The sequence below is a fragment of the Streptomyces sp. NRRL F-5123 genome (genome assembly GCF_000721495.1).
Taxonomy (GTDB): domain Bacteria; phylum Actinomycetota; class Actinomycetes; order Streptomycetales; family Streptomycetaceae; genus Actinacidiphila.
On sequence record NZ_JOHY01000021.1, the window covers coordinates 1 to 24,957 of the forward strand.

A 24,957-nucleotide genomic window follows, 5' to 3' on the forward strand; every position below is an offset into this window, starting at 1 on the left:
GCAGCCGGTCCGGTTCGACCAGGCCCTCTCCACCTTGCTGGCGGACGGGCACCGGGTCTTCGTCGAGGTCAGCCCGCACCCCGTCCTCCTCGGCGCGGTCGCGCAAGGCGCCACCGGAGCCGGGGTCACCGATCTCACCGCGGTGGGCACGCTGCGGCGCGACGAAGGAGGACGCAACCAACTGCTCCGCAACGCGGCGGAGTTGTTCACCGCCGGGATCGACGTCGACTGGTCCTCGTGGCTGACCGGCGGGCGGCTCGCCGACCTGCCCACGTACCCATTCCAGCACCGGCGCTACTGGCAGGCGCCCGTCACGGGCACCGACGTGCGCTCCAACGGGCTCGACCCCGTGCGCCATCCGCTGCTCAGCGCCGCGGTGGACCTCGCGGGCACGGGCGAGGTCGTCCTGACCGGCCGTCTCTCCCGGGCCACCCACCCGTGGCTGGCCGACCACGCCGTCCACGGCACCGTCATCCTCCCCGGCACCGCCTTCGTCGAAATCGCCCTGCACGCCGGTGAGCTGGCGGGCTGCCCCGGCGTACGCGACCTGACGCTGCTCGCGCCGCTGTCCCTGCCCGAACGCGGGGACGTCGACCTCCAGGTGCAGGTGGGCGCCGCCGACGGCACGGGACGGCCGGTGGAGATCCACTCCCGGCGGTACGGCACGGGGGAGTGGACGCAGCACGCCCGCGGCCTCCTCGTCGAGCAGTCCACCCCGCTGTCCGAGGACGCGGGGAAGCTGCTCGGCGCCGCGTGGCCGCCCGCCGGGGCGCGTCCGCTCGACGTGGACGCGCACTACGAGGCCCTGGCCGCCGCCGGGTTGGAGTACGGCCCCGCCTTCCAGGGGCTGTCCGACCTGTGGCGCTCGGACGGCAGCGTGCTCGCCCAGGCCGTTCTGCCCGGGCGGCAGGCCGAGGACGCGACCGCGTTCGGCCTGCACCCCGCGCTGCTCGACGCCGCGCTCCAAGCCGCCGCCGCGGACGCCGCCGACGACACCGGCCGCGCGGACGGCCGCACCCCGCTGCCCTTCTCCTTCGGCGCCGTCACGCTGCACGGCCGCGGCGCGGGCGGCATCCGGGTCCGCGTCACCGCGACCGGGCCCGACACCTACACCGTGGAGGCCGCGGACGCTTCCGGGGCGCCGGTCGTACGCATCGACGACCTGCTGGTCCGTTCCGTGACGGCCGCGGACCTCGCCGTTCCCGAGAGCGGTGAACGGGCGCTGCTCTCCCTGGAGTGGACCGCGGCCGACCTGCCGCCCGCCGTCGCCGGGGACGCCCAGGAGGCGCCCGAACCGACGCTGCTGCGGGTCCCGGCACCCGCGGCGGACGCGGGCAGCCCGCCGGAGCGCGTCCGCCGCGTCCTCCACGAGACGCTGCACGGGCTGCGGGAGTGGCTGGCGCGGCCGCTGCCCGCCGGTGCCCGGCTGGCCGTCGTGACCAGCCGGGCCGTACTGACCGGGGCGGAGCGGTCCGGCGCGCCGGTGGATCTCGCCCACGCCGCCGTGTGGGGCCTGGTGCGGGCGGCCCGCGCCGAGAACCCGGGCCGGATCGTCCTGATCGACACCGAGGGCGCGCAGGGCACCGGCACCGCCGACGACGTGCTGCTGGCCGCCGCGCGCTCCGGCGCCCCCGAACAGGCGCTCCGGGCGGGCCGCGTCCACGTCCCGCGGCTGCGCCGCCGCTCCCCGCAGCCGTCCCGCACGGCGCTCGACGCCCTCGGCACCGGGACCGTGCTGATCACCGGGGGAACGGGCGGGATCGGCGCCCAGGCGGCCCGGCACGCCGCCCGGCTCGGCGTACGCCACCTGCTGCTGCTGTCCCGGCGCGGACCCGACGCCGAGGGGGTGCCCGCCCTGCGGGCGGAACTCGCCGCGGCCGGTGCGGAGGTGACGGTGCTGGCCTGCGACGCGGCCGACCGCGACGCGCTGGAGCTGGCGCTGCGGGCGATACCGGAGGACCGTCCGCTGACCGCCGTCATCCACTCCGCGGGAGTGCTGCGCGACGGCATCGTCGACTCCATCGACGCCGACGCCCTGGACGCCGTGCTGCGGCCCAAGGTGGACGCCGCCTGGAACCTGCACGAGCTGACGGCCGGTGCGCCGCTGACCGCGTTCGTCGTCTTCTCCTCGGCCGCCGGTGTCCTCGGTGCGGCCGGGCAGGCCGGCTACGCGGCCGCCAACGCGTTCCTCGACGCGTTGGCGCAGGACCGGCGGCGTACCGGCGCCGCCGCGCTGTCGCTGGCCTGGGGCCTGTGGTCCGAGGCGACCGGGATGACCGGGCACCTCGCCGAGGCGGACATCGAACGGATCAACCGCGGCGGGATCGCCGCGCTCGGCACCGAGCAGGGACTCGCCCTGCTGGACGCGGCACTCGCCGCAGACCCCGCGGCGGCGGGAGCCGACGAGGCGGTGCTCGTGGCCGCGGCCCTCAACCAGCCCGTGCTGCGCGCCACCGAACCCGGCCTGCTGCCCCCGCTGCTGACCGGGCTGTACCCGCCGCGCAGGCGCGCCGCCCGCGGCCCGGCCGTACGCGCCGGGGGACCGGTGGTGCCGGCCTCCCGCGACGAGGTCGTCGCCCGGCTGCGCCACCGGTTCGCCGGCACGATGGGCTTCGCGGCCGGCGAACTCGACGTCTCCGCACCGCTGGTGGGGCAGGGCCTGGACTCGGTGATGGCGATGCAGGTGCGCAGCCTCGTCGAGACCGACTTCGGCCAGACCCTGCCGATCGCGACGATGTTCAACGCGGCCACCGTCGAGACCGTCGCCGACGCCGTGCTCGCCGCCGCGGCCACCGGCGACGGCGGCTCGGCCCCCGCACCCGGTGCGGAACCGGCCGCCACGCCCGTCGGGGAGATCGAGCGCTACCCCGCCACGCGCGACGTCGTGCGGCTGCTGCGGACCGAGCGGAGCGACACCCCCGGCGCGACCCACCACGTCGGACTGGCCGTACGCCTCGCCGAGCCGACCACGCGCGACCGGCTGGCCGGGGCGCTCGCCCGGCTGGCCGGGCGGCACGCGGCGCTGCGCACCGCCGTCGTCCCGGACGACGACGGCGGGCAGCGGCTGGAGGTGCACCGGGAGGCGGCCGACGACCTGCTGCGGTGGTCGGAGGCGGCGGACGCCGTCGATCCGGCCGAGCGGCTGCGCGCGCTGATGGAGCCGCTGTTCGACATCACCCGCCCGCCGCTGTGGCGGTTCGAGCTGGTCACCGGCCCGGCGGGCGACCAGGTGCTGGTGTTCGGGGCGCACCACGCGGTCTCCGACCTGGCGTCGCTGATGCTCGTCGCGCACGAGCTGGACGCCGAACTCGCCGGTCAGGCACCGCCCGCGTCCGTCACCAACCGGGACGTCGAGCTGCTGCTGCGCTCCCAGCCGTCCGGCGACGGCTCCCCGGCCGCCGCGCCGCCGTCCGCGGCCGACGCGCGGGCGGACTTCGCCGGGGCCCAGCGGCTCGACCTGGAGCTGGCCCGGCCCCGCCCCGCGGAGCGGACCTTCCGCTCCGCGACGCATCTGACGCGGCTGCCGCCCGAGTTGTCCCGGCGGGTCGCGGACGCGGCCACCCGCCTGAGCGTGACGCCCGCCGCGTTCTGGCTCGGCGCGCTCACCGTGCACCTGGCCCGGCTGCGCGGCCGTGACCGCTTCGTGCTGGCCGTACCGGTGGACACGCGCATGCACGTGGGCGCGCTGGACGCGATCGGCTACTTCGGCCTGCCGATCCCGTTCTCCGCCCGGCTCGCGGCGGGCGACACCGGCGCCGACGTGCTGCGGCGCACCGACCACGGGCTGAGCCGCCTGCTGGAGCGGGGCATCAGCTTCTTCGACGCCATGCCGGCCCTGGTCGAGGAGGGGCTCTACCGCAGGAACGCGCCCCTGGTCGAGGTGTACTTCAACTACATGCCGCCGCAGGCCGGGGCGGCAGGGAAGCTGTCCGTCCTGCCGGCCGGCACCGGCTACTCCGACCTGGACCTGATGATCACGGTGATGCCCGGCCTGGACACGGTGGTGCTGGAGTACAACACCGACATCCTCGACGAGGCGGCGTGCGCGGCCCTCGCCGAGGGGCTCCTCGCCGTCGCCGCCGAGATCGCCGGCGACCCGGCAGCGGAACTCGCCGCCGACGCGGTCCTCCCCGCGTCCGCGCCCGCAGCCGCGCAGGGCACCGCGCCGGAGGCCGCCCCCGCGGCCCGCCGGGAGGACGGCCCCGCCGAGCCCCCCGGCCGGGTCGCGGTCGCGGCCACCTTCGCGCTCGGCAACCTCCCCGCCCTGGTCGGGGTCGCACTGGAGGACGCGGTCGGCGGCGCCTTCGAGGTCGCCGAGGCCCCCTACCACCAGGTCCTCGCGAGCCTGCACGACCCGGGCAGCGTCCTCGCGGCGCCCGGCACCGCCGCCGCGCTGGTCCTGCTCCGCCCCGGCGACCTCGTCCGGTTCGCCCCGGGCGACGACGACCTGCCCGCCCAGCTGGCCACGGAGTACCCGGCCGCGCTGCGCGCCCTGGCCGAGCGCACCCGCACCCCGGTCGTGGTGGCCTTCCTGCCCGAGCACGCGCCCGACGAGCGGCTGCGCGGCTGGGAGGAGCAGGTGGCGCGCCAACTCGCCGAGCAGCCCGGTGTGGCCGTGCTGCCGTCCGTGTGCTGGGCCGACGAGTACCCCGACGGCGGCTTCGACGAGATCTTCGACGAGCACACCGACCAGCTGGCCCATCTGCCCTTCCAGGAGGAGTTCCAGGCGGTCGTCGCGCTGCGCCTGGCCGACGTTCTGGCGCAGGCGCGCCGCAGGGCGCCGAAGGTCATCGTGGTCGACGGCGACGAGACGCTGTGGAGCGGTGTCGCGGGGGAGGCCGGTCCGGAGAACGTCGACCTGACCGGCCCCCGGGAACTGCTCGCGCGGCGGCTGCTCCAGTGGCGTGCCGCCGGAGTGCTGCTCGCGCTCGTCTCGAACAACGACGAGGAGACCGTGCACGCCGTCCTCGACCGGCCCGACAGCCTGCTGCACCGCGAGCACTTCGCGGCGGTGTCCGCCGCCTGGGAGCCCAAGTGGACCCGGATCACGCGGATCGCCGACCAGCTCAACCTCGGCGTGGACAGCTTCCTCTTCCTGGACGACAACCCGGTGGAGATCGCCGCCGTGCGCGCCCAGCTCCCCGGGGTGCTCTGCCTCACCTGCCCGCCCGCCGACCGGCTCGCCGAATTCGTCACCCGGCTGTGGCCGATGGTGCCCCGCGCGGCGACCACCGAGGACGCCGCCCGCGCCGACTTCTACCAGCAGGAGCGGGTACGCGACGCCGCCCGGGCGGAGCTGGGCTTCGCCGAGTTCCTGGAGAACCTGCGGCTGGAGCTGGACATCGAGCCGGTGTCCGCCGCGACGGCCGAGCGCACCGTCCAGCTCAGCCGCCGCACCAACCAGTTCAACCTCCGGCCGCAGCCGCTGGACGACGCCGGGCTGGAACGGCTCCGGCGGGACGGCGAGGTGTGGACGGCGACCGCGCGGGACCGGTTCGGCGCCTACGGGCAGATCGGCGTCCTCGCCCTCCGGAAGGACGGGGAGGCGCTGGAGGTGACCGCCTGGATGATGAGCTGCCGCGTGCTGGGCCGGGGGGTGGAGGACCGGCTGCTGGCCTGGCTGGCGGACCGGGCCGACGCGCTGGGCTGCACGGCGGTGCGCCTCGTCGCCGAACACACACCGCGCAACATCCCGGCCCGGCGCCTGGTCTCCCGCCTGGGCGGCGGGGAGGTCGAGGCGCAGCGGCTGGAGACGGAGATGGCACCGGCGCAACTCCGGGAGTTCCGTTCCTGGGGCCTCGGATCGGACACAGCAGCGGAGGTCGGCAATGCATGAGGCGGACGGCGGCGCGAGCCGTGAGAGCGACGGCACCCGGCAGGAGGCCGAGGCGCTGGAGCGGGGCGGCACGCGCCGCACGCAGGCGGCCGATCTGCTGGCCCGCTTCCGCAAGGCCGCGGCGCCGCCCGCACCGCGGCAGGCCCCCGGCGGTGCCCGGCCGCGCGGCGCCGACCAGCTCGCGGCCTCCATCGCGGGCCTGGCCGCCCGCTTCCTGCCGGGCGACACCGCCGACGTCGACACGGACCTGTTCGACGCCGGTCTGTCGTCGGTGGACGCGGTCGAACTCGTCTCCCTGATGGCGCGCGAGCTGGACGTCAGGATGAGCCTGGACGACGTCTTCGCCGACGCCCGGCCCGCGCGCCTGGCCCGCAGGCACGCCCCGGACACCCCGGAGACGGACGGGGCCCCGGAGACGGACGGTGCGGGCGGCGTCGCGGGCGCCCTGCCCGCGGTGCGGACGGCGGCCCTGCCCGCGGACCCGGACGCCCCGCTCGCCGCGGGAGCGGGCAGCGAGGACCTGGAGATGATCCTCGCCGATCTCGCCCTCGCCGACCGGCTGCCGTTCAGCCGCCAGGCCGAGCGGATCGCGCCGCGGCTGATCCTGCTCACCGGTGCCACCGGCTTCCTCGGCAGCCACCTGCTGCTGGACCTGCTGCGGCAGGGCGACGCCGAGGTGGTGTGCCTGGTGCGCGCCGCCGACGACGAGGCTGCCGAACGGCGGCTGGGCGAGGCGCTGGTGAGCTTCGGACAGCCGTGGTCCGCCGAAGTGCGGCGCCGCGTCCGGGCGTTCGCCGCGGACTTGCGCCAACCCCGGCTCGGGCTGACCCAGGAGCGCTGGGACCGGCTGGCCCACGAGGTCGACTCGATCGTCAACGTGGCCGCCGCCGTGGACTTCCTGCGCGGCTACCCCTCCCTGCGGCAGACCAACGTCGTCGGCCCGCTGAACCTGGCCGAGCTGGCGATGGCGGTACGGCCCAAGCCGCTGCACCACATCTCGTCGGTGGCCGTCTTCAACGAGGTCGGCATCGCCACCATGGGCGAGGACGACCCGGTGGCGCACGTGGACCGGCTGTTCGCGGGCTACGACAAGTCCAAGTGGGCCGCCGAGGCGGTGCTGCGGCGGGCCAGGGAGCACGGGCTGACCGCCACGTTCATGCGTCCGGGCGCGATCGGCGGCCACACCCGTACAGGGGTGTACAACCCGCGCGACCTGAGCACCGGGCTGATCGGCGCCATCTCGCGGTTCCGCACCGTCCCGGCGTTCCGCTTCATGAACCTGGCCCCGGTGGACTGGATCAGCAAGGTCGCCGCCGCGATCGTCTTCGACCCGCAGGCGTGGGGCCGCAACTACAACCTGACCGGCCGCGCCGAGACCCTGCCGGAACTCGTCAAGGACATGAAGCTGGCCGGGATGAACGTCCGCCCGACCGGGTGGCGGGAGTGGCGCGAGGACCTGATGCGCCGGCACGAGAAGGACCCCGTCCCCGAACTGGACTTCCTCGTACGGATCCTGAGCAGTCCCACCGCCGTCAAGCTCTTCGAGGCCCTGATGTTCGGCCCCGCGGCCGGTATGGACCGCACCGAGGAGTTCCTCGCCCGGCACCGGCTGCCGCTGCCCGAACGCTACGGCTCCGAGGCGCAGTTGAAGGCCTTCGAGCGGATGGCCGCGGACGGGGTGGCCCGGCTGCCCAGCCGCGAGGACCCGCCGTACCTGTCCTTCCGGGAGCGGACCCGGGGGCGCGTCGGGCCGGTCGGGCAGGAGCCCGACACCGAGTGCCGGACCGCGTTCACGCTGTCCGTCGCGAGCATGTACCAGGTGGTGCGGCACCGCACGATCGACGTGCGCGGCGAGGTCGAATGCGCGCGGCTGCACCCCCGGCCGCTGACCGTGCTGGAGGGCGAGATCCTGGTCCGCCCCGACGAGGGCATCCCGCACCGGCACGGCAACGACCACCCGCTGCTGCGCTACCAGCTGTCGCTCCAGGACGAGGACGGCGGCCGCTGGTGGCTGGAGGGCTGGAAGACCGCCCGCGCCCGGCACGACTTCTGGAAGCAGACCCGCACGGTGGAGATCACCGTCGGGCGCGAGGGCGAGCCCGCGAGCTTCTCCGGCGTCGTGCAGGTGCCCGGCAAGAGCTACGTGCCCGACCAGATCGACGGCATCCGCGTCGATCCGCGGCTGTCCTCCCAGGAGCAGCGGCTGGCCAAGTTCACCTGGCTGTCGTGGTTCTTCCTCCAGGTCGGCATGGGGCTGGCGGAGCCGTCGATGCGCGCCGCCGCCGAACTGCTGGACCTGCGGCGGGACGCCATCGACCGGGACCGCGACAAGCTGCGGCGCAAACTGCGCAAGCTGATGATCGAGAAGGAGCAGATCCGATGACGCCCAGGCCCCTGCAGCACGCCCTGTCCGCCCGGGTCGAGGACATCCCCTTCACCGCCTCCGACGGCACCCGGCTGGGACTGACCCGGGTCGTCGCCGACACGGCGGGCGACACCGCCGAACGCCCGGCGGTGCTCGTCCTGCACGGCCTGACCGCCTCGGCGGACATGTTCGTGCTGCCGGAGACCCGCAACCTCGTCGAAGTGCTGCTGGATGCCGGGTACGAGCCCTGGCTGCTGGACTGGCGCGGCAGTTGCCGGCTCCCCTACAACGAGGGCCGCACCCGCTACACCTTCGACGACGTCGCGCTCTACGACATCCCCGAGGCAGTCTCCCTGGTCCGGCAGCACACCGACGGCCGCCCGCTGCTGGTCGTCGCGCACTGCATCGGCGCGCTGTGCCTGTCGCTGAGCATGGCGGCGGGGCTGGTGCCGGGCCTGGCCGGAGTGGTCGCCCAGGGGGTCTTCCTCACCCCCAAGATGTCCTGGAAGACCCGGGCGCGCCTGCACTTCGGCGGTGAGCTGCTGCGCTCGCGCTTCGCCCACATCCCGACCGACATCAGGAAGGTGGGGCTGCGCTCGAAGTACGCCCTGCTGTTCGCCGAGGTCTCGCTGGGCGCCGACTGCAAGGACCCCAACTGCCAGATCCTGCACAACGACTCGTGGGGCGTGGGCGGCTCCCTGTTCGTGCACGACAACCTCGACCCGCGCACCCACGACCGGCTCGCCGATCTCTACGGCACCGTACCGATGTGGGTCCTGCCGCACCTGCGCAGCGTGGAGCTGGCGCACACCATGATGCGCTACAACGACAGCGACGACCGCTACGCGGTGCTGCCGAAGAACGCGCTGGACGACGCCGACCGCATCGAGGCCCCGCTGATGCTGATCTCCGGCGACGACAACCGCTTCTGGTACGACTCCAACAAGGTGTGCCACGAGATCCTCACCACCCGGCACCCACAGCTGGACGTCCGCTACGTGGAGGTCCCCGGCTACGGCCACCTCGACACGTTCATCGGCCGCAGCGCCGCCCTCGACGTGTTCGGGCACATCGTGGACTTCCTCGACGAGCACCGGCCGCCCGCCGACCGCACCCCGGCAACCCGTCCCGGCGCCGCGGTGCGGTGAACCGGGGGCGCCGCCCGGCCTGCCGGGCGGCGCCCCCGCAGGGGCTCACGGGGCGATGCCGTGCAGGATCAGGTCCACCACCCGGTCGGACAGGCCCGCGTCGAGGGCCGCGCCCTCGCGGAAGGCGCCGCGGGTCATCATCGTCCCGGCGACGAAGTCGACGAGCAGCTCCAGGTCGTCGCCCAGCTCCGGCCTGACCGACCCGATGGCGATACCGTGCTCCAGCACGCGGCGCAGCGCCGCCCGGCGCCTGGCGATGACCGTGTCGTGGTACTTCCGCCACAGCACGGGGTTGTTCTGCATCTGCCCGAGCATGTTCCGCAGCATCGCCGAGTCGCGCTTGGCGAGTCCGCGGCGGCGCATCGACTCGACCGCCACGTACAGGTCGTCGCGGAAGCTCGCCCCGCGGAAGCCCAGCGGGCCGGGGAGGTCGCGGTCCGCGGGGACGTCGATCTGGGCGAGGACGTCGAGCAGCAGCGCGTCCTTGCCGGACCACCGCCGGTAGACGGTCGCCTTGCCGACGCCCGCCTCGCGGGCGATGCCCTCGATCGAGAGGTCGGCGAAGGTGGCCCCGTCGCCGATGAGCCGCAGCACGGTCTCGACGACCTTCCGGCCGACCGCCGCGTCCCGCGGCCGGCCGCGCGGTGCGGCCGCCGCGTCCTGCGGGTGCGGGTGCGGGTGCGGGTGCGGGGCGTCGGCGGTGCGGGGGCCGGGGCCCGCGGCTGGGCCGCTCACCGTTCGGCGCCGGCCGTCGCCAGCTCCTCCGTGCCGCCGCCGCCGGCCGCCGCGGGCGCGGCGGGCGGCTTCGGGGGCAGGAACACCAGGACAACGAGCGCGCCGAAGAGGGCGACGAGGCCGGAGGCGACGGCGGTGATGTGCATGGCGTGGATGAAGGCGTCGTGGGCGGGCTGGACGAGCCCGGCCCCCTTCGCGCCCATGTGGTCGGCGGCGCCGAGTGTCGCCTCGACGGATTCGCCGGCGGAGTGCCGCTGCGCGGGCGGCAGGTTGCCGAGGTGGCTGTCGATGCCGCGCCGGTAGACCGTCGACATGAGCGAGCCGAGGACGGCGACCCCGAGCGCGCCGCCGACCTGCCGGAAGACGTTGTTGACGGCTGAGCCGGAACCCGCCTTCTCACGCGGCAGCGAGGACATGATCATGACGGTGGCGGGCGGCATGACGTGCGCCATGGCCGTACCCATCACGAAGAAGAGCACTTCGAGCACCCAGATCGGGGTGTCCGCGTCCAGCAGCAGGAAGCCGATGAAGGCGAGCCCGGTGAGGGCCATGCCGACCGCGCACACCGCGCGGGCGCCGAACTTCTCGACCAGCAACCGGGCGCGCGGCGCGAAGATCATCTGCGCCGCGGCGAGCGGGAGCAGCAGCAGGCCGGTCTGCAGGGCGCTGTAGCCGCGGACGGACTGGGTGTAGAAGACAACGAAGAAGGTCACGCCCATGAGGGCGAAGAAGATCAGCCCGATGGCGGTGACGGACGCGGAGAACTGCCGCTTGGCGAAGTACGAGATGTCCAGGGCCGGGTGCTCGACGCGGCGCTCGTAGAGGACGAAGCCGGCGAGGACGACGAGGCCGCCGAGCGAGGTGAGCCACACCTCGGGGACGGTGAAGTCGCCGAGCTGGCCGCCCTTGATGATGCCGTAGATCAGCAGGACGAGACCGGCCATGGAGAGGATGACGCCGACCGGGTCCACCCGGCCGGGCCGCGGGTCCCTGGAGTCCGGGACGAGAAGGAACATCGCGATCAGGCCCGCGATCACGATCGGCACGTTGACCAGGAAGACCGAGCCCCACCAGAAGTGCTGGAGCAGCAGCCCGCCGGTTATCGGCCCGATCGCGATGGCCAGGCCCACGACACCGGCCCATATGCCGATGGCCTTGGGCTGCTCCTCGCGCTCGAAGACGTTCATGATGATCGCGAGGGTCGCGGGCATGATGAAGGCGCCGCCGAAGCCCATCACCCCGCGGTAGGCGATCAGTTCACCCGCGGACCCGGCGGTCGCGGACAGCGCGGACCCGGCCCCGAAGACGAACATGCCGAAGAGCAGCACCTTCTTGCGCCCGATGCGGTCGCCCAGCAGCCCCGCGGTGAACAGCAGCCCGGCGAAGACCAGCGTGTAGGAGTTGATGGCCCATTCGAGCTGGCTCTGCTTGGCGCCGAGGCCGGTGGGTTTGGGCTGGGCGATGGTCTTCATCGCCACGTTGAGTATCGAGTTGTCCAGCACGACGACGAGCAGGCTGAACAGCAGTACGGCGAGGATCGCCCAGCGGCGGCGGTGAACTGCCTCGGAAACGGCGGGAGTTGCATTGACGGACATGCCGCCAGGGTAGGTCGGCTTTACGATACGGGCCCGTCCCGTATCGCAAATTCCCGGCAAAGCGTAGGCCGTCAGGGGCGTTTGCCGCGCGGCCCGGGTACTCTGCGCGCACGCGGCAGTGCGGAACGGTTGCGCGTGCGACGGAAGGGCGGGGGAAGGCGGTCGGCATGGACACAGCCCATGTGCCGCCGCGACCGGCCTATCCGCCGCGCGTCCCCCCACGGTGGAGGCCGACCCGCCGCGCCGCCCTGATCGCCGGGGCGTCGGCGGTCGTGCTCGGCGTCGTGCTCGCCCTCGCGCTGGGCGGCGGTCACGGCAGCGTGCGCCCCCTTCCCGGTTTCCGTGCGGCCGGCGTCCGTACCGTCGTCCTCGACGGGGTGTCGGGCACCGTGCGGGTGACCGCCGACGACGACGCCCGGGACGTGACCGGCAGCTTCCACCGCCCCGACGGCCGTCCGGCCGCCCTGCGCGGCAGCACGTCGGACGGCGGTGTCCTGGCCCTCGACTGCCCGGACGGCGGGGGCCGCCCGCAGCCCTGCGCGGGCGCCCTGACGCTGGTGCTGCCCGCGCACACCGGCCTGCGGATCCGGCAGACCTCGGGCGAGGCCGTACTCGACGGCCTCGGCGGCGACCTCTCCCTCGACGCCTCCTCGATCCGCCTCACCACCCGCGACCTGCGCCCCGCGCACGCGGCCGTCACCGTCGTGTCGGGCAGCGCCGACCTCGGCTTCTCCGCCGCCCCCGCCGGACTCGACGTGCACGCGACCTCCGCGTCCGTCGCCGTACGCCTGCCGCGCACCGACGGCGGCTACGCCGTCACGACGTCCAAGACCTCCGCCGACGTCCAGGTCGGCGTCCCCCAGGACCCCACCGCCGCCCAGCGGGTGGGCCTCACGGTGACCTCCGGCTCCCTGTCGGTCCAGGACGCGTGACGGCGCGGCCGGCGCTTACAGCCGGCCGGTCACGCAGCGGGACGGGCCCGCCCCCGGCATCCGGGAGGCGGGCCCGCCGTGCCCTGGAGGGTGTCCGGGGTCAGGAGCAGGGATCGAGGGGCTTCAGGGTGAAGTCCTTCGTCGTGGTCCGTCCCTTGACGACCTTGGCCTTGGCCGACTGGGGGATCCAGCCGTCCTTGGCCACGATCATGCTCAGCGGGTTGTCGCGGGTGTCGATCCACACCCCGTACCTGCCGTCCGCGGCGGTCCTGAGCGTGAAACTCTGTACCCCGCCGTCGAGTTGGACGATCGCACCCTTGATTCCGGCCTCGTCCGCGCCGCAGGCCGTGCCCGTGACCGTACCGGTGATCTTGCCCCAGGTGGACGGCGGCTCGACCGTCATGGCCACCGTGAGGGGCACGATCGTGTAAGGGGTGTTGTGGACCACCTTGAGCGCCGCGGCGAAGGTGCCGGGCTGGGCGATCTCCGCGCCGGACGCGTCCAGGGTGAGCGTGATGTCGGCGGACTGACCGGGCGCGAGGGTGAGCGAGGTGGTGTCCGCCGACAGCCACGTCACGTCGGCGGAGCTGCCGCACTGGCCGTACCCGGGAAGCAGTTCCGCGCTCCTGACCGGGCTGAACGACCCCGTGGAGCCGCCGACCTTGTAGAAGCCGCAGGTGCTGCCCCCGCGGTAGACGGCGTTGTTGGAGTTCGGCAGGTCCGTCCAGGTGCCGGCGGACGGGTCGTACGCGGTGCCCTTGTTGGTGAGGGTGCTGTTGTTGGCGGTGACGCCGCCGGACAGCAGCAGCTTGCCGTCGGCGGCCGTCGCGCCCGTCCCCCACAGGTCGAAGGGCATGTCCGGCAGCGCCGACCAGGTGTTGGCCGCGGGGTCGAAGCTGTAGGCCTTGGTGGTGGAGGCGCCCCCGGTGCTGCCGCCGGCGCAGTAGACCGCCCCGTCGATCGCACCGCAGCCGAGCCAGGAGATGCCCAGCGGGTAGTTGGCCGCCGAACTCCAGGTGTTGGTGTCGGTGTCGTAGACCTGCACCGTGTTCACACCGCAGGTCGCCGTGCAGCCGCCGATGATGTACCACTTGCCGTCCACGACCGCCGAGGCGGCGCCCGCGTACGGCTTGGGGTTGGGGGCCCCGGTGGTCCAGGCGCCGCTCACCGGGTCGTAGATCTGGAGCGAGCCCACCGTGGCACTGGCGGCGTTCCAGCCACCGGTGACGTAGAGCTTCCCGTCGACGAACGCGGCCTGCGGCGCCTCGCGGGGAGTGCCGGAGTCCGCGACGGCCGACCAGGTGAGCGTGTCCGGGTCGTAGACCTGGACCGACGAGACGATCGCTGACGGAGAGGCGCCGTCGATCGAGTAGACCTTGCCGTCGTCACCGGTGACGGCGGCGTTGTCCGACCGTGCGGCCGGCAGGTCGGCGATCGACGTCCACGGTGCGGCGGCGGGGCTGACCGCCGGGGCCGCCGCCTGCGCGCCCGCGGCCGGGTCGGCGAACGTGGGGCTGTAGTTCCCCGGGACCGACTGGAGGGCGGCGCCCTGTTCGCGGGCCTGGAGGGTGAAGCCCTGGTCGCGCTCGACCAGCCGCATGCTCGCGTCGGCGCTGCCGGTGTTCTTCACCGTGACGACCGCCGACTTGCTGCCCTTCCAGGCCACGGACTCGGCCGTGGCCGCAGGAGTGACGGACAGCCGCCCTGCGGCCATCTCGAGGTTCACGTCCGTGGCCGCGTCGGCGGCGATCTGCACGGACGCGGTCCCGGCGGTGTAGAGGGGCGCCGCGGCTTTGAGCGGGTGCGAGCCCGTGAGCGTCGAGACGAACCAGAAGAAGCCGTCACCCAGCGCCGCGTCGCCTGGCGTGGCGACGGAGGTCGCGCCCTCGGCCGGCTTGTCGGCGGAGACCACGGAGGCGCCGGCGACACCGGTGCCGGTGTTCTTGTCGACGACCTGGCCGAGGACGAGGCCGCCCGTCGTCGGCGCGCAGGGGCGGTCGCCGACGAACACGTCGTCGACCTGCCAGTAGTGGCCGCCGGACGCCGTGAAGTGGAAGCGGACCCGCACGTCGCTCTTGCCCGCTGCCGCCGGGAGGGCCACGCCCTCCTTGCTGGGCCCGATCCGGTTGGCGATCGTGAAGCTGAGCAGGGTCTGCCAGGTCGCCCCGCCGTCCACGCTGAGGTCGGTGTCGGCGACGCTGGTGCCGTAGGCCCAGTAGGAGCTGCCGAAGGACAGGTAGGGGTGGCTCACTCCGCTGAAGTCGTACGCCGGACTCACCAGGGAGCTGTCCTGGGCGTTGCCGCGGCCGTACCAGGCGCTGTCGATCAGGGCGTACGTGCCGGAGCCGCCGGTGTGGTTGCCGCGGCCTGCCGGGTCGTCGAAGCTCCAGGTCTGGCCCGACCCGGCGGCGTCGGTGATCGTCCAGCCGGCCGGCGGGGTGGTCCCGGATCCGGTGGCGAAGTCCTGCGTCGTGCCGTCGTACGCGTAGGCGTACCCCGCCGCCGAGCAGGTGGCGCCGTCGACCGGGACGGCGAAGTTCCGCGTGGCGCCCGTGTCCGCGACGGTGACCTCGGCGGTGGGGGAGGAGTAGCCGGGGTAGGCGGACGTGGTCCGGAGGGCGTACGTGCCGTCCTCCGGGACGCTCAGCGCGTAGGACCCGGTGGCCGGATCGGTGTGCACCGCGCTGCTCGCCTCGCCCTCGACCTGGACCGTGGCGTACAGCGGCCAGCCGTGGCCGGAGCCGTCCTTGACCGTGCCGGAGACCTTCACCATGGGCCGGGCCGCGAGGGCGGCATCCTCGGTCAGGACCTGGCCGTCGGCGAGCGTGACACCGGGGAAGGTCTGCGTGCGGTAGCCGAACTTGCTGACGGTGAGGTCGTAGCTGCCGGGGTCGACCGACAGCTCGTACGTGCCGTCTGCGGCGGTGGTGGCGCTCTGCGTGCCGGCCGTGACGACCGCGCCGGTCAGGGGCGCGCCCGTACCGGAGTCGGTGACGGTGCCCCTGACGGTGGCGTGCGGTCCGGATGCGAACGCCGCGACGCCCTTGGGCGTGCCCAGCCCGGTCGGGCCGTCGTACCCCGCGCCGGCCTGGCACAGGTACGTGCCGCAGGAGCCGTTGGCGCCGGAGACGACGTCGTTGAGGGCGGTGGTCCTGCCGTACGGGAAGGCCACGGGGGCGGAACCGGCCGCCGGGTCACCGGCGAGCGCGTAGACGGACGCGATGATCGGCGACGAGGCGCTGGTGCCGCCGTAGACGTGCCAGGCTCCCGCGTTGTAGACCGCCACACCGGTGTCGGGGTCGGCGACGGCGGAGACGTCCGCGACGCTGCGGCGCGCGCATCCGGTGTCGGTCTGCACGGCGGGCTTGGTCTCGTAGGCCGAGCAGCCGGAGCCCGCCCCGGCCCACGCGCTCTCCGTCCAGCCGCGGGCGGAGGCGTCCTTGACCAGCGAGGTGCCGCCGACGGCGGTCACGTACGGGGAGGAGGCCGGGTAGCTGACCCCGTACCCGTCGTCGCCGGTGCTCGCGGTGACGGCGACGCCGGGGTGGTCGTAGTAGAGCGCGTCGCTCTGGGTGTCGCCGGGGCTCTCGCTGCCGCCGTAGCTGTTGGACACGAACAACGCGCCCTGCGCGACCGCCTGGTTGACCGCGGCGCCGAGGTTGTCGAGGGAGTTGTCGTCGGCCTCGACCAGCAGGATCTTGCAGTTGGGGCAGACGGCGCTGACCATCTGGATGTCGAGCGCTATCTCACCGCTCCACCCCGGATCCGCCGCCGGGTAGTCGGTGCCGCCGTTCTGGTCGATCTTCCGGAAGCAGCCGTTGGCCGTGGTGCAGGGTGCCAGGCCGTACTGCGAGCGGTAGGTGGCGAGGTCGGCCGCCGCGGTCGGGTCGTCGAAGGCGTCGACGAGGGCGACGGTCCGCCCGGCCCCGCTGCCGCTCGCGGCGGACGGGAGCGCGTAGGCGGCCTGCAGGTCGCCCGGCCCGAGGCCCGAGGGCGCGGCGTCGGGCTCGGCGGCCAGCTGGGCCCTGGTCTGCTCGACGTCATCGCGTACAAGGGCCGAGCACGCCGCCTTCGCGGGGTTCCTGACGGCCGCGCAGGCGCGGTGCGTGGGGTGGGCGGCGGGCTTCTCGGCGGCGGCCGTCGCGGCAGGCGCCGAGGGGGCGGCGGGGGAGGCCGTGTCGGCCCGTGCGGGGAGTGCGAGGGTGAGGGCGGTGAGGGCGACCGCCGCGCCGACGGCGGTCGCCCGTAGGCGGCCACGCATGGATCTGAAGGATGATCGTGGCAAGGTCTTTTCCTTCGGTCCTGGAACGAGCACGGATGTGTGTGATGCGCACCGATCCGTGAGCGTGGCAGTACCGGAGTGACCATGGTTGCTTCTGAGTTGTCAGAAGGCGGACAACTACCGGAAGCGGACGCGGCGCCCGCCGCGGCTCCCGGGACCGGGTCAGGTCGCGCGCAGGACGTCGTAGCCGACGAAGGTGAAGAGGGAGGCGCCGGGGGCCAGCGGGCGGGGCGCGGTGGTGGAGCGGTGGACGCCGACGCCGTAACCCGCGTCGGGGGCCGACACCCACTGCCGGGTGAAGCCGCGCTCCTCGAACCACCCGCAGATCGCCGGAAAGGTGTCGGGGTCCTGGCGGTGGCGGGTCCAGATGACGGCGCCGCCGTCGCGGACCAGTTCGGTGCAGTGGTCGACGGTGCGCTCGATGTCGGAGTCCGAGATGTTGCCGAACAGGCCGCAGACCAGGGCGATGTCGGCCGGTACGGCGCCGGCGAGGTGCGCGGTGTCGGCGGCGTCCCCCGCGATCGCCTCGAAGTGCTCCAGCCCCGCGGCCGCGGCCGCCTCCCGGGCGGCCTCCACGTTGCGCGGGTCCAGTTCGACGAGCCGCACCCGCGCGTCCGCCGCCCGCGGATGCCCGGTAAGTGCCCCGACGACGTCGTGTCCCTGCCCGCCGCACAGGCTCACGATGCGCAGGGGGCCGGGCGGCATCCGGTCCAACTCCTCGCGGAGCCGCGCCTGTACCGTCTCCAGCCGCCGGGGGTAGCTGGAGCCGGGCCGGTCGTACCTCTCGTGCCACGCGTGCCAGTCCATGCGCGGCACTCTAGGGATCACGGCGGCGGCGCCGCACGCCGATTTCCCGCGGGTCGGTCCCGTCAGGGCGTCAACTGCCAGGTGTGGGCGCCCGGGTGGGCGGCGAACTCGCAGCAGGGCGTCCCGGCGGTGGGGCACACGGCGGGGCAGTCCGGCAGGACGAGCACGGCGGCGGGCGCGCCCCCGCGGGCCCAGGAGGCCCACAGCGCGCCCGCCGGGTCGGGCAGGTCGAGCACGAGGGCGTGGTGGTCGCCCGTGTCGTGCGCCTCCAGCGTGCAGCGCAGGTCGCGTTCCACGTCCTCCGCCCCGCCGGGCGCGAAGTAGAGCGCGGCGTCCAGCAGTTGGGGCGGCAGCCCGGTCCGCTCCCCGCACGCCCGCGGCCGTTCCGCCTCGACCCGCAGCTCGACCCACACGTCCTTCCCCTCCCCGGTCGGCGCGGCCCCCCACGCGTCCGCGACCCCCGCGACCACCAGCAGCCCCCGCCCGCCCTCCGCCCCCCAGTCCGGCTCCTGCACCACGGGCAGCTTCCCGCTGCTGTCGCTGACGGTGACCCGCACGCCCCGGCTCCGCCGCTCCAACGTCAGCACGCACGTGACGGAGTCCGTGTGCTTCCCGACGTTCGAGAGCAACTCCGACGCGCACAGCGCCGCCGCTTCGGCGAGCTCCCCGTACCCCCAGAGCCGCACGTACGCCCCGACGTCATGCCGCACCCCGGCGACGACCTCCGCCCTGACCTCCACGACTTGCCGGTGGCACTGCCCGGGAAGCGGTTGCGCTGTCGCTGTCATGGCCTCTCCCTGCCGCCCGGACGCGGGCGTGCGTCTGTCCTTTCGGACGCTGCGCTGTTGGGCGTGCGCCCTCCGTTACGTCACAGGCTGTACCCAAGTAAGGTGTTCCCGCAACCTGTTCAGCTTCAAAGTTGCAGGAATCCTAGAAGTGGCGCACCAGTTCGACATTGACGAGACATGGAGCTATGAGGTACGAAAAAGTGACGTCCAACACACCTGCAACGGGGGTCAAGTTGCCCAAGCACCTGCGCCCGACCGTCCGGCGCCGCAAGGTCGGCAGCGAGTTCAAACGCCTGCGCGAGGCCGCGGGCGTCACGATGGACCAGGCCGCGGAGCGGATCGGCGGGGACAAGTCGAAGATCTCCCGCCAGGAGAACGGCCGCCAGAGCGTGAGCAAGCTCGAAGCGGAGGCCCTGCTGGAGCTGTACCACGTCGAAGACCAGCGCCTTCGGACCGCGCTGATCACCATGGCCCGGGAGAGCCGTCGCAAGGGCTGGTGGGCGCAGTACGGGGACCTGTTGGCCGATTCCTTGCAGGAGCAGCTGAGCATCGAGTCGGACGCGGAACGGATACTGATCTTCCAGCCTCAGCTGATCCCCGGGCTGCTTCAGACCCGCGCCTACGCATACGAGTCCATCCGCCGGGCCATGCCCAAGACGGCCACCGACGAGGAAGTCGAGCCCTACGTGCAGCTACGGCTGGCGCGCCAGGAGATCCTGCGGGGCGAGAAGGCGCCCAAGCTCGTCTGCGTCCTCGATGAGGCCGTGTTGCACCGCCCGATGGGCAGCCCCGAGGCGATGGCCGAACAACTGCGGCGACTGATAGACGTCAACGATCCGCCACACCTGACGATCCAGGTCGTCCCGTTCTCCCATGGCTGGCATGCCGGGGTGGACGGCGCCTTCAGCATCTTCTCGTACCCCGACCCGATGGACCTGGACGTCGTCAGCATCGCCTACCTCGACGGCGCCCTCTACCTGGAGGAGGACGGCCCCGTCGAGCGACACCAAATGGCCTTTGACCAACTACGCGCTGCCGCCCTATCGTCTCAGCAGTCCATGGCCCTGATTTCCAAGCTTGCGAAGGGCCTGCTTGGCGGCTAGAGACGGGTACGACGATGATGCGGCACGACCTCCCCGCGACCGGATGGCGCAAGTCCTCCTACAGCAGCGACAGCGGGCCGCAGTGCGTCGAATTCCAGCCCGCCCCGCAGGGCCTCGTCGCCGTCCGGGACAGCAAGAACCCCGCGCTCGGCGCCCACGCCTTCACCGCCGCGGAGTGGCAGCACTTCGTCGACGCCGTACGCAACGGCCAATTTGACCACTAGCTCGACCACGGGCGTCGTGTCAGCATCGGGACGGCTACGCATCTGCGTGCCCCAAAGCCCCCTTTTCACCCAGGCGGTGCGACCCATGCGGCACGCTCTCCCCTCGACCGAGTGGCGCAAGTCCTCCTACAGCGAGGACAACGGCGGCCAATGCGTCGAGTTCCAGCCCGCCCCGCAGGGCCTCGTCGCTGTCCGGGACAGCAAGAACCCCGCGCTCGGCGCCCACGCGTTCACCGCCGCGGAGTGGCAGCACTTCGTCGACGCCGTACGCGACGGCGACTTCGACGGCTAGGCGGGCTGGGCCGTGCGGGGGCGGGCCTTGAGTTCGCGGTAGGCGCGGGTGAAGGCGAAGAGGAGGCGGTCCCTGCTCTTGGACGCCATCGTCCAGGCCGCGTCGTTGACCGACGCCAGGTCCGGCTGCTTCGCCAGTGCTCGCTTCTTGAAGCCCTTGTCGATGACGGTGGTGAGCGTCAGGTTCTTGTCGGCCAGGGTGCCGAGCGCCTTGACGTTGGTCACCTGGTCGTAGACGGCGTCGGCGAGGGCGGCCTCCTCGGCGGGGGGCAGGTTGTACAGCGTGCCCACGCGCTTGGCCCACTCCTGCTTTCTCGCATGGCTCTGGGCCAGGGTGAAGAGTTTCTTGAGGGTGGCCTCGTCGACGGACTCGCCCCGGGCGTGGCCGCCGACCTTCGAGCCGATCCGGCCCATGTCGGTGGAGATCGCGTACCGGGAGTCGAAGGACTCGTTCACCCCGTCGCGCGTGGCGCGCAGCGAGTTCACGAGTTGCGCGCCCTCCTCGCTGCCGGTGCCGAAGGAGATGCCCTCCTCCAACTGGTCCATGTCCCAGTCGGTCTTGACCTTCACGAAGGTGTTCGGCTCGGGGTAGTAGACGGAGTGCGGGTGCACCTCGGACATGGCGTCGCGGACGGCCTGGTCCACCCGGTTGGCGTGCCAGACGAGGATGCCCTCGTCGGTGTCCCGGGCGGCCACGGGGGAGGTGTAGCCGCCGCTGAAGAGGTCCGTCTCACCGGTGTCCAGGACCGCGGCCGCCGCGGAGAAGAGCGGGCCCTGCTCCGTGTCGAAGGACTGGGTGTCGGAGTCGCCGGAGTGCAGGTAGACGTGCTCCCGGCCGGCCGCCGTCAGGCCGTTGACCAGGTCGCTCACCACGGGATGGCGCATGATCCGGTCCCTGATCTCCCCGTAGGGGATGGTGGTCTGGTTGATCTGCTCGGGGGACGAGACGCGGTGGTCGTGCCAGGTGAAGCCGATGACCTCGACGCGGAAGCGGTCGTTGTCCCAGCGGCCGGTGAAGTCGTTGATCTTGCGCGTGAGCAGGTCGTTCACGGCGGTGGCGTTCTGCCCCTTCCGGAGCCAGCAGTTCACGCCGATCACCAGCGCGAACCGGTCCGCGGGCGCGGTGTTCCCGGTGAAGCCGGTGTCGTACGTGGCGGCGATCGCGTGGAGGTCGAGGTTGTCGGTGAGAACGGCCGGGACCAGCGCGACCGTTCCCGCGCCGCCGGCTTCTGACGGGGTCTGGCCGGGTCCGAGGTGGCCGGCGTGCGCGGCCGCGGTGAGCGGGGTGATCTCACCGGCCCGCTGGACCGCCAGCGGGCCCGGCGTGGCCGCGGGCCCCACCGCCCGCTGGGCGGCCGGTCGCCCCCGCGCGGAGCGCGTCGCGGCCCGCTGGACGGGGTCCGCCTCGGCCGTGTCGAGGCGCATGACGTGCGTGGCGTTGGCCTCTGCCGCGCGCTCGAAGCGGTCGGAAGGGTCGCTGACCTTCAGGCCCGATCCGTCGTCGGTGCCGGCAACCGGCCCCTGGCGCTGCTGGAGGACGTGGGTGAGCTCGTGGGCGAGGGTGTGCTTGTCGCTGCCGCCGTCGCCGATGACGATGTGGTTGCCGCTGGTGTAGGCGCGGGCGCCCAGGTCGGCCGCGGAGGCCCGCGCGGCGGCGTCCGTGTGGACGCGGACGTCGGAGAAGTCCGCGCCGAGGCGGGCCTCCATCTCGGTGCGGGTGGCGTCGCCCAGCGGCTGCCCGCCGGTGCGCAGGACGTCGTGGACGGGGGTGTCCCCGGCGCGCCCGGACCGCTGGAGCATCTGCACGACGGCCGCGTTTCCGGCCGTCCGCTGCAGGGAGAGGAAGCGCGGGCCCCGGGCACGTCCGCCGGCTTCGGGCTTGCGGGCGGGGACGCGCCCGCTCGTCGTGGAGGTCGGGGACGCCTTGCCGTGGTCGCGCAATTGAGGGCCTCTCCCCGTCCGAAAGTCCGACGCCACGTACGCGTCAAGGGTAGACGGAACGCTCAGACCTCGGGGAGCGACGGGTCCGGCGTCCAGGGCGCGGGCGCGGCGATCGACCAGCGCTCGTGGTCGCGCCAGGCGCCGTTGATGTAGAGGTAGTCGGGGGATATGCCCTCGAAGCGGAAGCCGAGGCGCTGGACCAGGGCCAGGGAGGGCTTGTTCGCGGGCTGGATGCAGGCCTCCAGGCGGTGCAGGCGCAGTTCGGTGAAGGCGTGCTCCAGGACGAGGGTCAGGCCCTCGGTCATGTAGCCGCGGCCCGCGGAGGGGGCGAAGGCCGCGTAGCCGAGGGAGGCGCCCTGGTAGCGGCCGCGGATGATCGAGTTGACGTTGACCGTCCCCGCGGCGACGCCCGTCTCGCGGACGCGGACCAGGTAGCCGCGGTTGGTGCCGTCGTCGAAGCGGTGCATCCAGGACTCGAAGGCCTCCGCCGTCTTCGGCAGCTGCATGTAGGGCCCGTACAGTTCGGCGCTGGCCGCCACGAGCGTGCAGAATTCGTCCTGGTCGGCAAGGGTGAGCGGGGCGAGTTCCACCCGCGGCGGTGACGTGAGCATGGGGCCCACGCTAGGGCATGCCCCCTTCGTCCGGGCACCGCCCCGCCCCGGTGCGCATATCGGAGTATGCTCGACTCATGTCTGGTACCACGCGGATCACGGTCACCCTCCCGACCGAGCAGGTGGAGGAGCTGAAGAAGCTCACCGACAACGTCTCCGGGTACGTTGCCGAGGCGGTCGCCCGGCAGCTCCGGCATCAGCTGCTGGGCGCCGACCTCCGCCGCTACCAGGAGGAGGAGGGCGATTTCAGCGCGGATGAGCTTGCCGAGGCACAGGCCAGGATCTTCGGCTCCGGTGGAGCGGCGGGGTCGGCGAGCGCCGCGTGACCGAGCGCTTCGAGACGGTGGTGCTGGATTCCCAGGGCCTGTCCGCGTGGATCGCGCAGGACCGGGGTGTGCTGGCCGTGCTCCACGCCTTCCACTCCATGGGGGCGGATCTGGTCGTGGGCGCCAACACCATCGTGGAGGTCTCGCACGCCCGCGTGAACGAGGCCCGGCTCAACTGGACGCTCTCCCGCGTCAAGGTCGCGGCGGTGACGGAGGAAGCCGCGAAGGCCTCGGCCAGGCTGCTCAAGCAGGCCGGCCTGCACGGCCACAAGTACGCGATCGATGCGACCGTCGCAGAGGTGGCGCTCCGCCAGCCCGGACCGGTGGCCATGCTTACCTCCGACGTCGACGACATGACCAAGCTCTGCGGCGGGCGCGTCCGGCTCGTCGCAGTGTGAGCCCTCCCGTGGTCCGGCGGCCCCTCCGCCGCCGGACCGGGCCGCGTCAGACCGCCTTCGTCAGGCGGTTCGCCAGCGTGGTGAGGGTGTATGTGCCGATGCCCAGGACGACTTCGAGGGCGTTGCGCTCGGTGTAGCCGTGCGACAGCAGGGACTTCAGCGTGGCGTCCTCCACCGCGCCCGCCGTCGCCATGACGTCGAGCGTGAAGGCGCGGAGCGCTTCGAGGCGGGGGTCGGGGAGGGGGCGGGCCTCGCGGAGGGCGGCGACGACGTCGGGGGAGGCGGGGAGCTTGCGCAGCCTCGCGGTGTGGATGCCGATGCAGATGTGGCACTGGTTGCGGACGGAGACCGCCATGGCGACGGTCTCCTGGGAGAGCGCGTCCAGCGTGCTGCCCTCGAAGCCCGCGCTCAGCGCGAGGAATCCGTTCAGCAGCTCGGGGGAGTGGGCGAGCCGGCCGACCGCGTCGGGCAGCGTGCCGAACTCCTCCTTGATCGCCCGCATCGCCGGCTGCGACTGCGGCGGGGCGCTTTCGAGGGTGTGTGCAGCGAACATGGGAGCCCCCTAAAATGGACAACATGGTTGACGATGAGATGATGGTAAACCAGGTTGTCCATAAGGGGAAGCCGGAAGAGAAGCCGGGGGGGAGGCCGGAAGAGCGGCCGCGGCCCGGGTACGAGCTGCCGCTGCTCCTCCTCGCGGGCTTCCGCACGCTCATCGACGAGGTCCACGCGGAGCTGGCCGCGCAGGGGCATCCGGACCTCCGGCCCGCGCATGCCTTCGCCCTCCAGGCCGTCGGGCCCGACGGGGCCGGGGCGAGCGACATCGCCCGCACGCTCGGGATCTCCAAGCAGGCGGCCGGCAAGACCGTCGACAAGCTCGTCGCCCTCGGCTACGCGGCGCGCGAGGACGACCCCGCGGACGCGCGCCGCAGGCTCGTCCGTATCAGCCCGGCCGGCTACGACGTCCTCGCCCGCTCGGCCGCGGTCTTCGAGCGGCTTCGGGCGGACTGGGCGTCCACCCTCGGTGAGGACGCGGTGCGCGCGATGGAGGACGGCTTGCGCGCCGTCGCCGCGCCGGGCGCCTTCCGGCTGGACGCCGCCGCCTGGATCGGCGCCTGAGCTTGCTCCTGCGGGGGGCTTCGCCTGGGTGGTACCCCCAGCCCCCACCGGGGCGCGGGTCGCCACCGACCCAAAGGGGCACATCGGTTCGATCCGGACCGCCGGCCACGAGCGAAGCGAGATGGGGGTGCCCCCAGGCGAAGCTATGGGGGAGGGTTGCTCGCGCAGTTCCCCGCGCCCCTGAAAACCGCTCGCCCCCCGCGGTGGCGGAGACCGCTCGCCCCCCGCGGTGGCGGAAAGGGGGGAAACGTTCGGGATTCGTCACAAGCCGCCCGGGCGCGGAACCCGCGGGACGGGCGGGGCCGTCGGTTCACATGCCGATCGCCTAAGGTCGGCACAGCACCCGGCACGGCTGAGCACGGCGAGGCGAGGTTCCGAATGACGCAGGCGCAGAGCGGCACGGACGCCACCGCGGGGGACGAGGAGGTGCGGCCCGCGGCGGGGGAGAGCCGGGTG

18 protein-coding genes are annotated in these 24,957 nt (G+C 73.4%); 10 read left to right on the plus strand and 8 right to left on the minus strand.

What is annotated here, in order from left to right; genetic code table 11:
• The 3 genes from IH54_RS41785 to IH54_RS0118965 form a co-directional block, all read left to right on the plus strand.
• A partial coding sequence (locus IH54_RS41785; RefSeq protein ID WP_159011947.1) for an HAD-IIIC family phosphatase occupies positions 1–5,836 on the plus strand: 5,836 nt, incomplete at its 5' end.
• Positions 5,829–8,219, plus strand: coding sequence for a thioester reductase domain-containing protein (locus tag IH54_RS0118960; RefSeq protein ID WP_031518261.1), 2,391 nt, complete (start codon positions 5,829–5,831; stop codon positions 8,217–8,219). The genes IH54_RS41785 and IH54_RS0118960, both read left to right, overlap by 8 nt.
• Complete coding sequence (locus IH54_RS0118965) at positions 8,216–9,349, plus strand: alpha/beta fold hydrolase (protein WP_052397624.1); 1,134 nt, start codon at positions 8,216–8,218, stop codon at positions 9,347–9,349. The genes IH54_RS0118960 and IH54_RS0118965 overlap by 4 nt, the downstream gene beginning before the upstream one ends.
• Before the next feature lie 45 nt (positions 9,350–9,394).
• On the opposite strand, the gene IH54_RS0118970 is transcribed toward IH54_RS0118965, so the two are convergent.
• Together IH54_RS0118970 and IH54_RS0118975 are read right to left on the minus strand one after the other, a co-directional pair.
• Positions 9,395–10,084 carry a TetR/AcrR family transcriptional regulator gene (locus tag IH54_RS0118970; protein ID WP_078862345.1) on the minus strand — a complete coding sequence of 230 codons (690 nt, stop codon included), beginning with the start codon at positions 10,082–10,084 and terminating at the stop codon, positions 9,395–9,397.
• The gene (locus IH54_RS0118975; RefSeq protein WP_031518264.1) at positions 10,081–11,679 is read right to left on the minus strand and encodes an MFS transporter; all 1,599 of its coding nucleotides are present in this window, start codon (positions 11,677–11,679) and stop codon (positions 10,081–10,083) included. The genes IH54_RS0118970 and IH54_RS0118975 overlap by 4 nt, the downstream gene beginning before the upstream one ends.
• A gap of 167 nt (positions 11,680–11,846) precedes the next feature.
• On the opposite strand from IH54_RS0118975, the gene IH54_RS0118980 reads away from it, so the two are divergent.
• On the plus strand, positions 11,847–12,611 hold the full coding sequence (locus tag IH54_RS0118980) for a hypothetical protein (RefSeq protein WP_031518265.1): 765 nt from the start codon (positions 11,847–11,849) through the stop codon (positions 12,609–12,611).
• Between the two features lie 100 nt (positions 12,612–12,711).
• Here IH54_RS0118980 and IH54_RS39965 read toward each other — a convergent pair whose 3' ends face one another.
• The 3 genes from IH54_RS39965 to IH54_RS46205 form a co-directional block, all read right to left on the minus strand.
• On the minus strand, positions 12,712–16,872 hold the full coding sequence (locus IH54_RS39965) for a carboxypeptidase regulatory-like domain-containing protein (RefSeq protein ID WP_052397625.1): 4,161 nt from the start codon (positions 16,870–16,872) through the stop codon (positions 12,712–12,714).
• Between the two features lie 183 nt (positions 16,873–17,055).
• Entirely contained in the window at positions 17,056–17,700 is a 645-nt protein-coding gene (locus tag IH54_RS0118990) for a methyltransferase domain-containing protein (protein ID WP_031518267.1), read from the minus strand.
• Positions 17,701–17,762: 62 nt separating this feature from the next.
• Positions 17,763–18,488: an ATP-binding protein gene (locus IH54_RS46205; protein ID WP_199923417.1), complete on the minus strand. Its 726-nt coding sequence runs from the start codon at positions 18,486–18,488 to the stop codon at positions 17,763–17,765.
• Between the two features lie 200 nt (positions 18,489–18,688).
• Between IH54_RS46205 and IH54_RS0119000 the strand changes: the two genes are divergently transcribed.
• From IH54_RS0119000 to IH54_RS0119010, 3 genes are all read left to right on the plus strand, one after another.
• Positions 18,689–19,591, plus strand: coding sequence for a helix-turn-helix domain-containing protein (locus IH54_RS0119000; RefSeq protein ID WP_234343623.1), 903 nt, complete (start codon positions 18,689–18,691; stop codon positions 19,589–19,591).
• 14 nt (positions 19,592–19,605) lie between these two features.
• The gene (locus IH54_RS0119005) at positions 19,606–19,815 is read left to right on the plus strand and encodes a DUF397 domain-containing protein (RefSeq protein ID WP_031518270.1); all 210 of its coding nucleotides are present in this window, start codon (positions 19,606–19,608) and stop codon (positions 19,813–19,815) included.
• Positions 19,816–19,900: 85 nt separating this feature from the next.
• Positions 19,901–20,107 carry a DUF397 domain-containing protein gene (locus IH54_RS0119010; protein ID WP_031518271.1) on the plus strand — a complete coding sequence of 69 codons (207 nt, stop codon included), beginning with the start codon at positions 19,901–19,903 and terminating at the stop codon, positions 20,105–20,107.
• Here IH54_RS0119010 and IH54_RS46960 read toward each other — a convergent pair.
• Together IH54_RS46960 and IH54_RS0119020 are read right to left on the minus strand one after the other, a co-directional pair.
• Complete coding sequence (locus IH54_RS46960) at positions 20,104–22,047, minus strand: DUF4157 domain-containing protein (protein WP_052397626.1); 1,944 nt, start codon at positions 22,045–22,047, stop codon at positions 20,104–20,106. The genes IH54_RS0119010 and IH54_RS46960 overlap by 4 nt on opposite strands.
• 62 nt (positions 22,048–22,109) lie before the next feature.
• The gene (locus tag IH54_RS0119020) at positions 22,110–22,658 is read right to left on the minus strand and encodes a GNAT family N-acetyltransferase (RefSeq protein WP_031518273.1); all 549 of its coding nucleotides are present in this window, start codon (positions 22,656–22,658) and stop codon (positions 22,110–22,112) included.
• A gap of 77 nt (positions 22,659–22,735) precedes the next feature.
• Between IH54_RS0119020 and IH54_RS0119025 the strand changes: the two genes are divergently transcribed.
• Both IH54_RS0119025 and IH54_RS0119030 read left to right on the plus strand, forming a co-directional pair.
• A complete protein-coding gene (locus IH54_RS0119025) occupies positions 22,736–22,984 on the plus strand; it encodes a hypothetical protein (RefSeq protein ID WP_031518274.1) in 249 nt (82 codons plus the stop codon).
• A complete protein-coding gene (locus IH54_RS0119030) occupies positions 22,981–23,382 on the plus strand; it encodes a hypothetical protein (protein WP_031518275.1) in 402 nt (133 codons plus the stop codon). The genes IH54_RS0119025 and IH54_RS0119030 overlap by 4 nt, the downstream gene beginning before the upstream one ends.
• 46 nt (positions 23,383–23,428) lie before the next feature.
• Here the strand turns inward: IH54_RS0119030 and IH54_RS0119035 are convergent, their stop codons facing one another.
• Positions 23,429–23,935 carry a carboxymuconolactone decarboxylase family protein gene (locus IH54_RS0119035; protein ID WP_031518276.1) on the minus strand — a complete coding sequence of 169 codons (507 nt, stop codon included), beginning with the start codon at positions 23,933–23,935 and terminating at the stop codon, positions 23,429–23,431.
• A 23-nt stretch (positions 23,936–23,958) separates the two neighbouring features.
• Between IH54_RS0119035 and IH54_RS0119040 the strand changes: the two genes are divergently transcribed.
• A complete protein-coding gene (locus IH54_RS0119040) occupies positions 23,959–24,501 on the plus strand; it encodes a MarR family winged helix-turn-helix transcriptional regulator (protein ID WP_420711782.1) in 543 nt (180 codons plus the stop codon).
• The last annotated feature ends 456 nt before the right edge of the window (positions 24,502–24,957 follow it).

Bases quoted from the DNA above. Each gene is read 5' to 3' on its own strand.
- IH54_RS0119035 (WP_031518276.1), bottom strand. From the start codon at position 23,935: ATGTTCGCTGCACACACCCTCGAAAGCGCCCCGCCGCAGTCGCAGCCG.
- IH54_RS0118965 (WP_052397624.1), top strand. From the start codon at position 8,216: ATGACGCCCAGGCCCCTGCAGCACGCCCTGTCCGCCCGGGTCGAGGAC.
- IH54_RS0118960 (WP_031518261.1), top strand. From the start codon at position 5,829: ATGCATGAGGCGGACGGCGGCGCGAGCCGTGAGAGCGACGGCACCCGG.
- IH54_RS0119005 (WP_031518270.1), top strand. From the start codon at position 19,606: ATGATGCGGCACGACCTCCCCGCGACCGGATGGCGCAAGTCCTCCTAC.
- IH54_RS0119025 (WP_031518274.1), top strand. From the start codon at position 22,736: ATGTCTGGTACCACGCGGATCACGGTCACCCTCCCGACCGAGCAGGTG.
- IH54_RS0119010 (WP_031518271.1), top strand. From the start codon at position 19,901: ATGCGGCACGCTCTCCCCTCGACCGAGTGGCGCAAGTCCTCCTACAGC.
- IH54_RS0118990 (WP_031518267.1), bottom strand. From the start codon at position 17,700: ATGGACTGGCACGCGTGGCACGAGAGGTACGACCGGCCCGGCTCCAGC.
- IH54_RS0118980 (WP_031518265.1), top strand. From the start codon at position 11,847: ATGGACACAGCCCATGTGCCGCCGCGACCGGCCTATCCGCCGCGCGTC.
- IH54_RS39965 (WP_052397625.1), bottom strand. From the start codon at position 16,872: ATGCGTGGCCGCCTACGGGCGACCGCCGTCGGCGCGGCGGTCGCCCTC.
- IH54_RS46205 (WP_199923417.1), bottom strand. From the start codon at position 18,488: ATGACAGCGACAGCGCAACCGCTTCCCGGGCAGTGCCACCGGCAAGTC.
- IH54_RS0119020 (WP_031518273.1), bottom strand. From the start codon at position 22,658: ATGCTCACGTCACCGCCGCGGGTGGAACTCGCCCCGCTCACCCTTGCC.
- IH54_RS0118975 (WP_031518264.1), bottom strand. From the start codon at position 11,679: ATGTCCGTCAATGCAACTCCCGCCGTTTCCGAGGCAGTTCACCGCCGC.
- IH54_RS0119040 (WP_420711782.1), top strand. From the start codon at position 23,959: ATGGTTGACGATGAGATGATGGTAAACCAGGTTGTCCATAAGGGGAAG.